This window comes from Bradyrhizobium sp. BWA-3-5, from assembly GCF_032917985.1.
Taxonomy (GTDB): domain Bacteria; phylum Pseudomonadota; class Alphaproteobacteria; order Rhizobiales; family Xanthobacteraceae; genus Bradyrhizobium.
In genome coordinates, this window is record NZ_CP136626.1 from 7,457,434 (window position 1) to 7,472,185 (window position 14,752).

A 14,752-nucleotide genomic window follows, 5' to 3' on the forward strand; every position below is an offset into this window, starting at 1 on the left:
CGCGTCAGTTCCTGATATCCATGGCGCTGCGCATGCCGTCGCTGAGCAGGTTGAAGCAGATCGACACCGCAAAGATCATGACGCCGGGCAGCGCCGCCACCCAGGGATTGACATAGATCGCGGTGCGCAGCGTGTTCAGCATCAGCCCCCATTCCGGCTCCGGCGGTTTGGTGCCGAGGCCGAGGAACGACAGGCCGGCGGCAAGGATCATCGACACCGAGATCAGGCCGGTGGCGTAGACGAAGATCGGCCCGAGCACGTTACCCAGCATGTGCACGCGCATGATGGTGAAGGGGCCGGCGCCGGAGGCACGGGCGGCCTCGACGAAGTCCATATTGCGCACGCCTGTCGTGACGCTTTCGGAAACGCGGGTGATCTGAGGCACGAACACGATGGTCAGCGAGACGATCGAGTTGACGATGCCGGCACCCAGCGCGCCGGAGATCGCAATCGCCAGCAGCACCGAGGGGAAGGCGTAGAACACGTCGACCGTGCGCATGATCGCGGTGTTGAGCCGGCCGCCGACATAGCCGGCGACCAGACCGAGCGAGGTGCCGATCACGAACGCGAAAATGACAGGCAAAATGCCGATGATCAGCGAGAGCCGTCCGCCATAGATCAGCCGCGCCAGCATGTCGCGGCCAAGCTCGTCGGTACCGAGCGGATAGTTCGGCGTGCCGATATGGCGGAGACGGCGGATCATCGAACCCTGATAGGGGTCGGCTAGGCCTAGCCAGGGCGCCAGCAGCGCGGAGGCGAAGATCAGCGCCAGAATGAACGCGCAGACCATGCTGACCTTGTCTCTGACGATACGGCGGCCGACGGTCGCCCAGTAGCCGCGCGCCTTGGTGATAGGGGCGGCCTGCAGCGCGGTATCCGACATCACGGCCATGATCAGCTCCGCTTGATGCGCGGATCGATCGCGGCCTGCGCGATATCGACCAGGAGATTGAGCGTGACGAAGAACAGTGCCAGCACCAGAATCGTGCCCTGCAGCAGCGGGAGGTCGCGCTGGAAGATCGCCGAGTTGAGCAGCAGTCCCGAGCCGGGCCAGGAGAACACGGTCTCGATCAGGATCGAGCCGCCCAGCATGTAGCCGAGCTGCAGGCCCATCACCGCAAGCGCGGTCGGCGCCGCGTTCTTGATGACGTGCTTGAACACGCCGGTCTCGCGCAGGCCTTTTGCGCGCAATGCCTCAACAAAGTCCTGGCTCAGGATATCGCCGGTCAGCGCCCGCACCGTGCGGGTGACGATGCCCATCGGGATCACCGACGTCGTGATCGCCGGCAATATGAGATATTTCATGTGCTCCCAGTCCCACGCCCACGCACCGGAGCCGCCGGGACCGGCGCCGACCGCCGGCAGCCAGTTGAGCTGCACCGAGAAGATGATGACCATCACCATGCCGAGCCAGTAATGCGGCACCGAGACGCCGGCGATGGCAAAGGAGGTCGCGACCTTGTCGACCCAGGTGTCGCGGAAATAGCCGGCGATCAGGCCGAACAGCAGCCCGAGCGTGAAGCCGATCAGCGCGGCTGCGATGGCGAGCGTCACCGTATTGCCGACGGCGCGCAGCACTTCCGACAGTACCGGGCGGCCGGTCGCAATCGAAGCGCCGAGATCGCCATGGATCGCACGCCATAGCCACAGCCCGAACTGCACCGGCAGCGGCCGATCGAAGCCGTAAGCAGTACGCATTTGCGCGGCGAGTTCCTGCGAGGCATCGGCCGGCAACACCGCGACCAGGGGATCGCCGGGCGTGATGTGCACCAGCAGGAAACACACCAGCGCGACGCTGATCACGATCGGAATGACGTAGACGATACGCCGGGCAGTATAAGCGAGCACGAGCAACTCTCTTCTTGCCTTCTCCCCTTGTGGGAGAAGGTGGCGCGGGCATTGGTCCGCGCCGGATGAGGGGTTCTATCCGCGGATGCAGACGATGCAAACGAGAGAGGTGTGTCCGCGAAGAGAACCCCTCACCCGTCTTCGATGCTGCGCATCGAAGACACCCTCTCCCACAAGGGGAGAGGGCGCAACATCGCAGTCCAGAACTACGGCGCCATCGACACCGGCGAGAAGTCGACGAACCAGCTCTTCGGCTGCACAAAGCCCTTGACCTTCGGGCTCATCGCGCGCGGCGAGACGTCGTGGGCGACGTAGAGGAACGCCGCATCGTCCACCGAGGCCGCGTGCAGCTCGGCGAGCGCCGCGTCACGCGCCGCGGGGTCGAAGGTCTGACGCGCCTTGGTGACCAACTCGTCGAACTTGGGATTGTTGATATAGCCCCAATTGTTCGAGACCGGCGGCGCCATCGATGATTGCAGGAAGCGCACCAGCGCGAAGAACGGGTCCATTGCCGCATAGGTGACGTTGGTGGCGTTGGCGCCGTTGGCGGTCGGGTCCTTGGCGCCGCGGCGCCAGTTGGTGAACAGCGTGTTCCACTCGATGACGTCGAGCTGGACGTCAAAGTAGCATTCGGCCAGCGCCTGCTGCAGATATTCGTTCATCGGCAGGGGCTGCATCTGACCCGATCCCGACGCCGAGGTCTGCGTCTTCACCGTCAACTTCTTGCTCGGGCCGTAGCCGGCTTCCTGCATCAGCTTCTGCGCGGCCTTCAGATCATACTTGATCTCGAACGTCGGCTTGCCGCGCCAGGGATGTCCGGCTTCGAAGGTGCCGGTGGCCGGCACCATCAGGCCGGCAAGCAGGCCGTCCTTGAGGCCTTCGCGGTCGATGCAAAGATTAGCCGCCTTGCGCACGCGGATGTCGTTCCAGGGCGAGCCTTCGATGCGCGAGAACTGCCACGGCCAGACATGCGGGGATTCATTGGCCTGCAGATGGAAGCCGCGCGCCTTGATCTCCTTGACGGCATCCGGGGCCGGCGCCTCGACCCAATCGACCTGGCCGGAGAGCAGTGCCGCGGTGCGGGCATTGGCTTCCGGCATCGGCAGCAGCACCATTTTGTCGATCTTCGGCACCCGGCCCTTGTCCCAATAGCCCTCGTTCTTGACGAGTTCGAGCCGCTCGCGCGGCGTGAACTGCGACATCTTCCACGGGCCGGTGCCCGAAGCGTCCTTGGCGAAGGCGGCCCAGGCGGCCTGCGATTTTGCCTTGGCGTCCGCGCCTTCAGCCTTGTCGTAAAGCGCCTGCCACTTCGCGGGGCTCGCCATGAATAGATTGGTCAGGTTGATCGGCAGAAAACTGTCCGGCTCCTTGGTGGTCAATTCCACCGTCATGTCGTCGATCTTGCGCGCGGAGGCCAGCGTCGGCATGCGCGAGGCGGTGACGCCGACCTGGCTGGCGTCGAACTGCGGCGCGTCCTGCTTCAAGACCTTCTCGACGTTCCAGACCACGGCGTCGGCATTGAAGTCGCTGCCGTCATGGAATTTGACGCCGGGACGCAGCTTGAAGGTCCATTTCTTCTTGTCGGCCTCATCGACTTTCCACTCGGTCGCGAGCCCGGGGATCATCACGCTCGCCTTGTCGGCCGACGAGAGGTCCCACATCGTCAGGGCGTCGTACATCGTGAGGCCGGTGAAGCGGTTGCCCTCGAACCCCTGGTCGGGCTGGCCCAGCGTGCGCGGAATATCGGCAGCGGTCATGCCGATCCGCAGTACCGTTTCGGCGCTCGCCAGTTGCGGCAATCCGGCCACCAGCGCCGTTGCCAGCAGCCACGCGGTGGCCGTCTTTCTCGTTGTCCCGTTACGCATATGCAGCAATCCCTTCTCGACTTGGGTGACTAATTCTTATGCAAAGGTATGCAACGCCTGTGCCAAGGATGGCGCGCCGCCGGGGGCCTTTAGCCGCACAACTCCCATGGGTATGTGCATGCAACTGCGCCTTCCATGCTCCATCTGGCATCAAGTTTGCATTTTTTAACTCCACCCCCGCCCGATGGAGCTTAAATCATGCGCACCCGATATTCGATGCTTCTTGCTGCCGCGGCAATAGCCGTCGGATTCCCTCTTGGCTTGCCTACAAATTCGGCGCAGGCGGAGAGCGTTGTGCGCTACGGCATATCGATGGCGGACATCCCGCTGACATCAGGCCAGCCTGACCGTGGCGCCGGCGCCTATCAGTTTTCCGCCTATACGATCTACGATCCGCTGGTCGCCTGGGAGATGGACGTTGCTGACCGTCCCGGCAAGCTGGTGCCGGGGCTCGCCACCGAATGGAAGGTCGACGATCAGGACAAGAAGAAATGGCGCTTTGCCCTGCGCAAGGGCGTCAAGTTTCACGACGGCAGCGATTTCAACGCCGATGCCGTGATCTGGAATCTCGACAAGGTGCTCAACGAGAAGGCACCGCAGTTCGACAAGCGGCAGAGCGCGCAGGTCAAGACCCGCCTGCCCTCGGTGGCAAGCTACGCCAAGGTCGACGACGACACGATCGAGATCACGACCAAGACGGTCGATTCATTCTTTCCGTACCAGATGCTCTGGTTCCTGGTCTCCAGCCCCGCGCAATATGAAAAGCTCGGCAAGGACTGGGACAAGTTCGCCAGCCAGCCCTCCGGCACCGGGCCGTTCAAGCTCACGAAGCTCGTGCCGCGCGAGCTCGCCGAGCTGACGAAGAATGCCGACTATTGGGACAAGAAGCGGCTGCCCGAGGCCGACAAGATCGTGCTGATCCCGATGCCGGAGGCGCTGACGCGTACCAATGCGCTGCTGGCGGGCCAAGTCGACCTGATCGAGACGCCGGCGCCGGACGCGGTGCCGCAGCTCAAATCCGCCGGCATGAAGATCGTCGACAACGTCACGCCGCATGTTTGGAACTATCATTTAAGCGTGCTGCCCGGCTCGCCCTGGACCGATATCCGTCTGCGTAAGGCGCTCAACCTTGCGATCGATCGCGACGCCGTGGTCGGGCTGATGAACGGCCTGGCAAAACCCGCCAAGGGCCAGGTCGACCCGTCGAGCCCGTGGTTCGGCAAGCCCTCGTTCGAACTGAAATACGATGTCGCAGCCGCGAAGAAGCTGGTCCAGGAAGCCGGCTACTCCAAGGAGAAGCCGCTGAAGACGACCTTTATCATAGCGCAGGGCGGCACCGGACAGATGCTGTCGCTGCCGATGAACGAATTCCTGCAGCAGAGTTTCAAGGAAATCGGCATCGACATCGACTTCAAGGTGGTCGAGCTCGAAACGCTCTACACGCATTGGCGCAAGGGCGCGGCCGATGAGATGAACGCGAACATCACCTCCAACAACATCGCCTATGTCACGTCGGACCCGCTCTATGCCATCGTGCGCTTCTTCCACTCCGGCCAAGTCGCGCCTGTCGGCGTCAACTGGGGCGGCTACAAGAATCCGAAGGTCGATGCGCTGATCGACGAGGCCAAGCAGACCTTTGATGTCACCAAGCAGGACGAATTATTGGCGCAGGCCCATGCGCAGATCGTCGACGACGCCACGCTGGTCTGGGTGGTGCACGACACCAACCCGCACGCGCTGTCGCCGAAGGTGAAGAAGTTCGTGCAGGCGCAGCACTGGTTCCAGGATCTGACACAGATCGGGCTGGAGTAGGCCAGCGTGAGGTGGGGCATTCCCGCCGCGCATAACAGTCGTCATACTCCGCGAAAGCGGAGTATCCAGTACGCCGCGGCTTTTCGGCTAACTCGCTGACGTCGCGGTGTACCGGATCACTTGCTTTCGCGGGTGACGACAGTTGTGAGTGAACTACTTCGTCAGCAACGCAAATGCGCCGCTCCAGTCTTCCGGCGGCGGGTTGTCGACATAGCCACGGATGCGGGCTTCGTACAAATCGTAGAGCAGCTCCAACGCATGGGCCTCGTCGGTCTTGCGGCCGCGCTCGATCGCAGCCAGCGCACCTTCCCAGTCGCGGCTGCGGTAGCAGCCGAGCATCTCGATGGTCAGGTTGCGCAGGCGCTGGAAGCGGCCGGACTGTGCGACGTCCTCGCGGCCGGCGATGGCGTAGATCACCTCCGGCTCCTTCTTGCCCTTTACCATGATGAAGTCGAGCTCGAGGATCGCGAATCTGTCCTTGACCGCGAGCGCGGTCTTGGAGCCGACGATGATCGGAAAACCGTATTCCTTCGACTGGCCTTCCAGACGCGAGGCCACGTTGACGCTGTCGCCGAACACCGAATAGTTGAACTTGAGATCGGAACCCATATTGCCGACCACACAGATGCCGGTATTGAGCCCGATGCCGGCATTTAGCGGAATGAACGGGCGCCCCTCTTCCTTTGCCTCTTGCTCGCGCGCCTGATTGAGCTGGTCGATGCGCTCCAGCATGTCGATCGCCGCTTCGCAGGCGTTGAGCTCATGATCCTTGTCGTCGAGCGGCGCGTTCCAGAACGCCATGATAGCGTCGCCCATATACTTGTCGATATAGCCCTTGCGCGCGAGGATCGCGTTGGTGAGAGGCGTCAAGAAGCGATTCATCAGCGTGGTCAGGCCCTGCGGATCGTCCTTGTAGGTCTCCGAGATCGAGGTGAAGCCACGCATGTCGGAGAACATGATGGTCATCTCGCGCTCTTCGCCGCCGAGCACCAGCTTTTCAGGATGCTGTGCGATCTGCTCGACCAACACCGGCGACATGTACTGCGCGAAGTCCGAGCGGATCTTCTTGCGCTGTTGCTGCTCGCGCACGAAGGCTGCGAAGATAAGCGTGAGGTAGACCGCTGTGGTCGACATCAAGGGATAGGTGAAGTCGATCAGCAACCGGTGCTGCGTGTAAAAATAGGCGGAGGTTCCGAGCAGCACGCTTGCGAACGCGCCGCCGACGATGACCAGCGAGACCGGACCGAACAGCGGCGCGAACGCAATCACCAGAAGCCCGAACAGCATCGCCGCCGCGAATTCGAGCACAATGCCGTAGATCGGCTGCGAGATCACCGCGCCGGTCAGCGCGCTTTCCAGCACCTGGGCGTGAATTTCCACGCCTGGCATGGCACGCGCGACCGGCGTGGTCTTGATATCGTTGAGGCCGACCGCCGAGGTGCCGATCAAGACCAGCTTGCCCGCTATCATGTCGGGCGCGACGTTCTTCTCCAGCACGTTGACGGCGGGAACGTAGATCGAGGCGTCGTTGCGGGCATAGTGGACCCAGAGCTGGCCGTTCTTATCGGTCGGGATCTCGACGCTCTTGATCCTGAGGCTCTTGATGCCGCCCTTCTCCGCCTTGATCAGGATGGTGCCCGATCCGGTGGCGACACGCAGCATCTCGAATGTCAGCGACGGCATGGTCTGGCCCTGCGCCAGCATGATCATCGGCACCCGCCGCACGATGCCGTCGCGCTCAGGCTTGATGGTGAACAGGCCGCGCCCGGCGGCGGCGTGCTCCAGCACCGGCACGTTGCGCAACAGGCCGGGAAATTCGAACATGAAGCGCTGCGGCTCCTCGCCGAGCATCGCAACGCCAGTGACCGGTAGCGTTTTGTCGAGGGCCGCGATTTCCTCCGGCAGCCCGGACTCGCCGAGCACGACGCGCGACTTCTTGATCGCTTCGGCCAGAATCTGGTCATTGCTCGGCAGCTTGCGCAGTTTGGCGCGGATTTCCTCGTCGAGCTGCGGGAAGGCCTCGGCCGCTACATCCGGGTTGAGCCGATCAGGTTCCGAAAACACCGCGTCGAACGCGATCACCACGGCACCCAACCTCGTCAGTTCGGTGATCAGTTCGGCGATCCGCGTGCGCGGCCACGGCCACTGCCCGAGCTTTTCGAGGCTTTTGTCGTCAATATCGACGATGGTGACCGGGCGCACGGTCTTCTTGCGCGGGTCGATGCGCTGGAACGCATCAAAGGTCCTGACGCGGATTTCCTCGACCGGCGCCGGATCGGCGACACGCAAGGCGGCGAACCCGACCAGCAGCACGAGGCAAAGCAGCCGGGCAAAGCCGATGCGCCGCTTGAACCACCTTGGTAACGCCTGTATCCGCTTCATGGCTTCCGATGTTCGGCCAACTGACAGCGTCAGACTAGCCAGAAGGTAACATCGATATCACGGGCTAGCGCAAGGCGGAAAGCTGCATCTAGTGATGCGGCGACACGATGAAATCGCTGGCGTGCAGGCTGGCGATGGCGATATTCTTCAGGGTGATAGTGTCGTGGGTAGCAAGCGTGATCACCGTGTCGGCGCCGGCCGTCGCCACATGGCTGGCCAGCCAGGCGCCAATATTGTCCGAATCCACCTCGGCGAATTTGCGAAGATCGATCGTATCCTCGCCCGGCTTGAAGTCGGTGATCGTGTCGTGGCTGAAATTGCTCGCCGGCGCAAACACGAACCGGTCGGCACCCGCGCCGCCGGTAAGAATGTCGTCATGGCTGGTGGCGAAAATGATGTCCTTGCCCGAGGTTCCAGTCTGCGTCACGGAACCTGCTTCATCCTGCTGGAAGACGAAGTTGACGGTATCGGAAACTGTCGTGGCCCCGCCGAGCGGATCTTCAGTAATCGAGAGCTGCGTGGTGTCGGTGCTGACATTCTTGGCGCCGATCGTATAGCTGCCGCTGCTGAAGGCTGTCGATCCGCCGGTGTCGTGCAGGGAAATGATTGCGCCGGATGCCGAACCGTCGGTGCCGTCCCAGGCCTTGAACGTCAGCCGCTCCGTGTCGCCGCTCCCGGCGCCGCTGAAGCGGACCTTCGCGTCCGCCGACAACAGCAGCGCCTGGCCCGCGCCGAGTTCGATCTTGATCCAGGGACCGTTCGGCGAGGTCTCATATTCCCAATAGCCGTTTGCATTGTCGACGCTGGTAACGGCAATGCCGAACCGGGCGTTGTGATCGGCGTCGCTGACGGTCAACTCACTGTTGCCGAAGAAGACGTGGCCATCGAAAACGAGCACGCCCTGATTGTTCGCCAGGTTCGCCTCCTTGACCGATAGACCGTCATGCACGACCGGCGCGTCATTGACGCCCGTGAGCTCCACGGTCACGGTAGCGGTGCCGCCATGGCCATCGTCGATGGTGTAGGTGAACGTGTCCGTCGTCTTCTCGCCGGCCGCAAGCGCCTGGAGCGCGGTAGCGGACGTCGGGTCGTAAATGACGTTGGTACCCGACATCTCGATGGTTGCCCCCTTGGCGCTGGTCGCGCTGACCGAGGCGATGCTCAGCGTGCCGCCGGAGTTGCTTACGTCGTTGGCAAGCAGCGTCGCGGCCGCAATCGTAACCGAAGAATCCTCGGTGGTGGCCACCGAATCATCCGCCGCCACCGGCGGCTCCGCGACATCGGCGACCGTGACGGTGATGGTTTGAACGTCATACCCGCCGGCCCCGTCCGACACCTGTACCTGCACCGTATAGACGTTGCTGCCGGCAGCGCTAGCCGGATTTTCAAAGTTGGGCGGATCCCTGAAGCTCAGCGCACCGGTATGCGGATCGATGATGAATTTCGCGTAATCCGGCGAATCCGCCCCGGTGAGGATCGCATAGCTGAGCGATAAACTATCCACGTCGCTCGCCTGCACGGTCGTGACAGACGTGGTGTTCTCCGGGACCGAGATCATCGCGGTCTCGCCACCGCCGTCGGAGGCGATGGCCGGAGCGTCGTTGGTGCCGGTGATGGTAATGGCGAACGTCTTCGAGCTAACGCCACCGTCGCCATCATCGATCGCGACCGTGTAGGTCAGTGTCAGGACCTCGCCTTTCGCCAGATAGTCGAATGCGGTTGAGGCTGCCGCGAACGACAGGTCGACCGAGCCTGATGACGAGCCGGAATTCTTGGTTACGCCGCCCGGCGTTACCAGTGCCATCAGCGCGGCCTCATCGAGCGCAAGGCCGGCCGTGACGCCGGACGCGACAACGCCGGTGACGGCCGCGGTGTGGCCGACGTCCGTCAGGTCGGCGTCGGTGAACGTGACGGGGATCGTCGCGAGCAGCGGCGCGGTATCGGTCTGCTCGGTCAGATCTTGCTGCGCGATGGCGTTGATCACCGGCGCATCGTCGGTGCCGGTAACCGTGAGGACAAATGTTCTCGGCGTCACGCCGCCGTCGCCATCGTCAATCGCAACCGTGTAGGTCAGCGTCAGGACCTCGCCCTTGGCGAGATAGTCGAAAGCAATCGAGGCGGCGGAGAAGGAAAGGTCGACCGAGCCTGCGGACGAACCGGCTGCCTCGCTCACCGCGCCCGGAGTCACCAACGCGATCAGCGCGGCCTCATCGAGCGCAAGGCCAGCAGTAACGCCGGACGCCTGCACGGCGGCGATCTTGGCGGTATGGCCGACGTCCGACAGGTCGCGATCTATGAACGTGACCGGGATCGTCGTTGTCAGGGCCGAGGTGTCGGTCTGCTCGGTGAGGTTCTGCTGCGCGATGCCGGCGATCTCGGGCGCATCGTTGCTGCCGTTGATAGTAACGATGATGTCCTGCGAAACGACCCCGCCATGATTGTCATTGATCTCAACCGTATAGGTCAGCGTGACGGATTCGCCGTCGGCGAGATAATCGAAATTGCTGTCCGGCGCCGAGAACGACCAGACCTGCGAACCCTGCACGCCGTCGGTGGCATCGCTCAACGCACCCAGCGACAGCCAGCTCAGCTGGACCGCACCATTGGCAAGACCGCTCGTCACGCCGAGGGCGTGGACGCCGGTGATCTTGACCTGATGCGTATCGGTCAGGTCAGGATCGATGAACGTGATCGCGCCGCTTGCCGTATCCGGCGTTACGGAGCCGTGGGTGTCGGCTTGTTCCGCAATGGTCGCAACTTGCGTATCGCTGGTGATTTCGACGGTATCGTTGCTGCCGGTGACGGTGATGGTGATCGGCTTGGTCACTACGCCGCCATGCCCGTCGTCGACGGTCGCGGTGTAGGTCAGCGTCAGGATTTCGCCGTCGGCGAGGAAATCGAAGGCACCATCGGCCGCGCTGTAGCTCCAGCTCGCCGATCCGTTGTTAGTATTGCCGGCGGCCTGCACCACCGTCAGCGGCTCGTCGACGGCTGATATCGCCGCGATCTGCTTGGCCGTGAGCTGCGAGGTGATGTTGACGCTGGATGCGTCGAGGTAGCTGAACGAAGTGAAGGCCGCGCTCGCCACCGGCCGGTCCGTCAGGTCGACGTCGGTGAAGGTGATGGTGCCGGCCGCGACATGGAGCGCGTTGGAGCCGGTCGGGTTCGGCTGGCTGGGGCTCGAAAGCTCGGCAAAGCCATCGCTGGTGGTGTCAATGGTCGGCACGTCGTTGGTGCCGACCACAACGACGTCGGCGCCCTGGATCGTGACCGTGATCGGGATGGAGACGACGCCGCCATGGCCATCGTCGACCTTGGCGATGTAATTGAGGACCAGCGTCTCGCCTTCGGCGATGAAGTCGAACTTGCTGTCCTCGATGCTGTAGGTCCAGGTCGCCGTGCCGTTATTGGTGTTGCCGGCTGTCTGTACCACGCTGAGCGGCACCTCGACGGCGAGAATTGCCGCAAGTTGCTCCGGGGTCAGCGTCGCGGTGACATCGTTGCCCTCGGCGTCGTAGTAACGGAACGGATCGCTCGAGGAGATCGCCGCGCTGACGACGGGACGGTCGGTCAGGTCGACGTCCGCGAAGGTGACGGTGCCGGTCACAGTATCGACCGCCGTATTGCCGGTGCCGATCCGCTCGGTGATCTCGCCGCCGGTCGCGGAGAGCGTCGGCTTGTCGTTGGTGCCGGTGACGACGATCGTAAACGGCACGAACGTCGTCTCGTTGCTCGGCGCGTAATTGTTGTCGACCCGCGCCATGTAGGTCAGCGTCAGCGTCTCGCCGGCAGCGAGGAAGTCGAACGCGCCATCTGGGACGTTATAGGTCCAGGTCGCAGTGCCGAAGTTCTTGCCGTGGGAGTCCTGCGTCACGACCAGCGGGACTTCGACCGCAGCGATCGCCGCCTTTTGCTGCGCCGTCAGCGTCGCCGTGACCTCGACGCCCTGTGCATTCTTGTAGGTGTAGGACGAAAATTGCGTGCTGACGCTCGGCGTATCGCCAGCGTTGACGTCGAGATAGGTCACTGTGCCGGACACTGTGTCGACGGCTGGGTTAGCGGTGACACCGGTCCGCTCGGACACCGCGCCGCCAAACGCGGCCGCCTGCGGCGGCCCGGGAATGTGCACGAGCTTTTCGACCGGGGGCGTATCCTGCCCGGCCACAATTCGCTCGGGAATGTTGAGGAATTGCAGCGTGACCGGAACGACGCTGTTGCTCGCCAGCTTGAGGAACAGCGTGTCCGGCTGGATCGTGTCGGTAAAGTTGGTCGTGAGCTTGGTGTTCGGGTTGTTCAGGTCGGTGAACTTCAGCGAAAACACATCGCTGATGATCTTCTGCGCGTCGGGCGACAGCTGCACCGAGGACTGGAAGCTGACCGCGCCCTGGCCGTTGATGATCGTCTGCGTGCCGGCCCGGTTGACGGTGGCGATCTGCGTCAGCGTGGTCTTGTCGTAGAGGATGTAGGAGCCGGTGGTGCCGTCGGGTTCGACCAGCACCTGGAATTTCGCCGGCGGCGCGACGCCCTGGCCGGGCACTTCGAAGTCGATCTCGACCAGCACCGCGGTGCCGCGGATGCCCATGGTGGCGACCGGCGTGTCGACCTTCATATCGCCTTTCTTGGCGGTGGCGCCGGCCACAAAGGAGATCGTGCCCTGGACCAGGCTGAGCAGCGACTTATTGTCCGACCCGTCGGGGTCGTAGATCATTTCGTTGAGCACCATCCTGGCGTTCGAGGCGAGGCCGAACACGGTGCCGTCGATGAAGGTGATGCCGAGCGTCGAATCCGAGCCGGACTGGACGACGTCGCCTTTGTGGACGGTGTCGCCCTGGTTCAGGATGACGGATACGCCGTTGCGGATCGCCGTCGCGTTGCCGGTCAGCTTGGTGACGTGCCCGATGATGGCCGGCGCAACGCTGGCGCTGCCGTCGGCCTGCGCCAACTGCGTGTGACCGCTCAGGGCGCTGACGATGTCGCCGGTGAGATGGGCGCCGTCGGGCGAGGCCAGCGCCGCGCGCTTCTCGCTCTTGAAGTAGTCACGCAGCACCACCTCGTGCTCGCCGCTGCTCAGGACGAGGTCGACGCCGGACCGCTTGAAGTCGCCATGGAAGAGCAGATGAGCATCAGAAATAATTATCGCGTCGGACGGCGCATGTGTCGAAACCTTGTCGACGTGAAACTTGCCGGGAGCCAAAAGATGGCCGTGCTGTGACAGCGACCCAAGGTCAATGTCCGTGCCGGCAAGGGGATCAAGTCCGCCCGATCCGAATTTGCCGGCGTAGTTCAATGGGGCACCACGTCAAAATGGTTAAGAATTATTAAATTTCCTTGCGCGATTTTCATACCACGCAGGTAACCAACACAAAAGTACTCATGCCGCAAACACCCTCAACATGGTGTATGTCGGCCACAGGTCAAAAAGGTCCGGAAAACGTTGTCGGGCGGGAATATGGCGGCGGCAAGGCCAAAATGTTGCCTCGCCGACCGGAAAACGGGCATGGCCTTTCCCCGGACAAAGACCAACATTCATAATAACTTATCGTCGCCGCACCGCACCGACCACCGCTTCCTGGACAGATGAAGGGCCAGATCCGCCACGGGCGCCCGCGTGCGTTTCCAGCATCCGCAACCGGTTGTACTCGCGCATCGGGAAGGGCGTCACGGCAGGGTTAATTTCGATCGCCGTGACGGACGGCATAACCGCCCGTCGATATAAATTATCCGCAATACGGTAAGGCCGGATTCAGATTGTTTCGCAACTCGGCCGCCGGCACTGCCCGGTTTAAGCAGATCAAAAGCCCACCCGCCCATCCTGCCCCTGCAAATGATCCGGTCACGCGCAGGCAGTTCCAGCCCGCCGATGCCTGGACAAGGGGCGTCAGATGGGGTTGTCGGTCTACGCGCGCGCATGGCGTGCGGGCATGGTGGCGTGCGGCCTGGCCTGGTTCGGGCCGGCTGGCCTGCGGGCTGAGACCGCGGACCCGCCGGTGATGGTGGCGCCGGTCGAGGTCCAGCCATCGGCTGAGCCGTTCGGGCTCGCAACTTTTTTCCTCACCAGTGGCGGACTGCTTGACAGGTGGCTCGGCGTACAGCGCCGCCTCGACGACGAAATGGTGCAGCTCGCGCTCTGCGAAGGCGACCGTGACGGCTGCGCATCCCAGGCCGCGCTGAAATTCCTCGACATCGTCGATGCGGCCCGCCAGCGCGACGGCCGCGCCCGCCTCGGCGAAATCAACCGGGCAATCAACCTCGCGATCCGGCCGATCAGCGACGTCGCGCAGCACGGCCTGATCGATGTCTGGACATCGCCGCTCGCAACGCTCGCCCGCGGCGGCGGCGATTGCGAGGACTATGCAATTGCGAAATTCGTCGCGTTGCGCCGCGCCGGCCTCGCGCCCGACGATCTCAGGATCGTGGTCTTGCACGACACCATCAGCGGCGAAGACCACGCAGTCGCCGCCGCGCGGCTCGACGGGCGCTGGCTGATGCTCGACAACCGCCGCATGGCAATGGTTGCGGATGCCGACGTCAGGAACTTGCGGCCGAGATTCGTCATCGGCCAGCACGGCGTAATGCGATATGCCGATTCTTCCCTGCTCGCCGAGGCCTCGAACCGGACGTCTGCAGTTTCGCTCGTCACGAGCTCTCTGGCCGCCTCCGCAAATCAGCCGCTCGAATTTGTCAACTGACGACTGACCGCGCGCAAATATTGCGCGACGACAATCGGCAACAATCTGCTTTCCTTGCCGGATATTCCTCACCGCGCAATCCTTGGTGCGGTGCAGCCGTACGCCTATCGCATTCCGAAACATCATGAGACTAAATTTCGCGCGCCGCTTCGCGCG

At 63.0% G+C, this 14,752-nt stretch carries 7 protein-coding genes; 2 read left to right on the top strand and 5 right to left on the bottom strand.

All coding sequences use genetic code 11. From position 1 onward, the window contains the following. Window positions 1–4: 4 nt before the first annotated feature. From RX331_RS35850 to RX331_RS35860, 3 genes are all read right to left on the bottom strand, one after another. Window positions 5–883 carry an ABC transporter permease gene (locus tag RX331_RS35850; protein ID WP_410708344.1) on the bottom strand — a complete coding sequence of 293 codons (879 nt, stop codon included), beginning with the start codon at window positions 881–883 and terminating at the stop codon, window positions 5–7. An 11-nt stretch (window positions 884–894) separates the two neighbouring features. Further along, window positions 895–1,848 (bottom strand): ABC transporter permease, encoded by a 954-nt coding sequence (locus RX331_RS35855; protein WP_317254282.1) that lies wholly within the window; start codon window positions 1,846–1,848, stop codon window positions 895–897. Window positions 1,849–2,054: 206 nt separating this feature from the next. Continuing rightward, window positions 2,055–3,713 carry an ABC transporter substrate-binding protein gene (locus RX331_RS35860; RefSeq protein WP_317254283.1) on the bottom strand — a complete coding sequence of 553 codons (1,659 nt, stop codon included), beginning with the start codon at window positions 3,711–3,713 and terminating at the stop codon, window positions 2,055–2,057. Between the two features lie 198 nt (window positions 3,714–3,911). Here RX331_RS35860 and RX331_RS35865 point away from each other — a divergent pair, with 198 nt between their 5' ends. After that, window positions 3,912–5,525, top strand: coding sequence for an ABC transporter substrate-binding protein (locus tag RX331_RS35865; protein WP_317254284.1), 1,614 nt, complete (start codon window positions 3,912–3,914; stop codon window positions 5,523–5,525). Window positions 5,526–5,678: 153 nt separating this feature from the next. Here RX331_RS35865 and RX331_RS35870 read toward each other — a convergent pair whose 3' ends face one another. Then, window positions 5,679–7,907 (bottom strand): adenylate/guanylate cyclase domain-containing protein, encoded by a 2,229-nt coding sequence (locus RX331_RS35870; RefSeq protein WP_317254285.1) that lies wholly within the window; start codon window positions 7,905–7,907, stop codon window positions 5,679–5,681. Window positions 7,908–7,995: 88 nt separating this feature from the next. Continuing rightward, window positions 7,996–13,194 carry a VCBS domain-containing protein gene (locus RX331_RS35875; RefSeq protein WP_317254286.1) on the bottom strand — a complete coding sequence of 1,733 codons (5,199 nt, stop codon included), beginning with the start codon at window positions 13,192–13,194 and terminating at the stop codon, window positions 7,996–7,998. A 595-nt stretch (window positions 13,195–13,789) separates the two neighbouring features. Here RX331_RS35875 and RX331_RS35880 point away from each other — a divergent pair. Next, a complete protein-coding gene (locus RX331_RS35880) occupies window positions 13,790–14,596 on the top strand; it encodes a transglutaminase-like cysteine peptidase (protein WP_317254287.1) in 807 nt (268 codons plus the stop codon). The last annotated feature ends 156 nt before the right edge of the window (window positions 14,597–14,752 follow it).

Coding starts and splice junctions, on each gene's coding strand:
- RX331_RS35850 (WP_410708344.1), bottom strand. CDS start 883: ATGTCGGATACCGCGCTGCAGGCCGCCCCTATCACCAAGGCGCGCGGC.
- RX331_RS35860 (WP_317254283.1), bottom strand. CDS start 3,713: ATGCGTAACGGGACAACGAGAAAGACGGCCACCGCGTGGCTGCTGGCA.
- RX331_RS35865 (WP_317254284.1), top strand. CDS start 3,912: ATGCGCACCCGATATTCGATGCTTCTTGCTGCCGCGGCAATAGCCGTC.
- RX331_RS35870 (WP_317254285.1), bottom strand. CDS start 7,907: ATGAAGCGGATACAGGCGTTACCAAGGTGGTTCAAGCGGCGCATCGGC.
- RX331_RS35880 (WP_317254287.1), top strand. CDS start 13,790: ATGGGGTTGTCGGTCTACGCGCGCGCATGGCGTGCGGGCATGGTGGCG.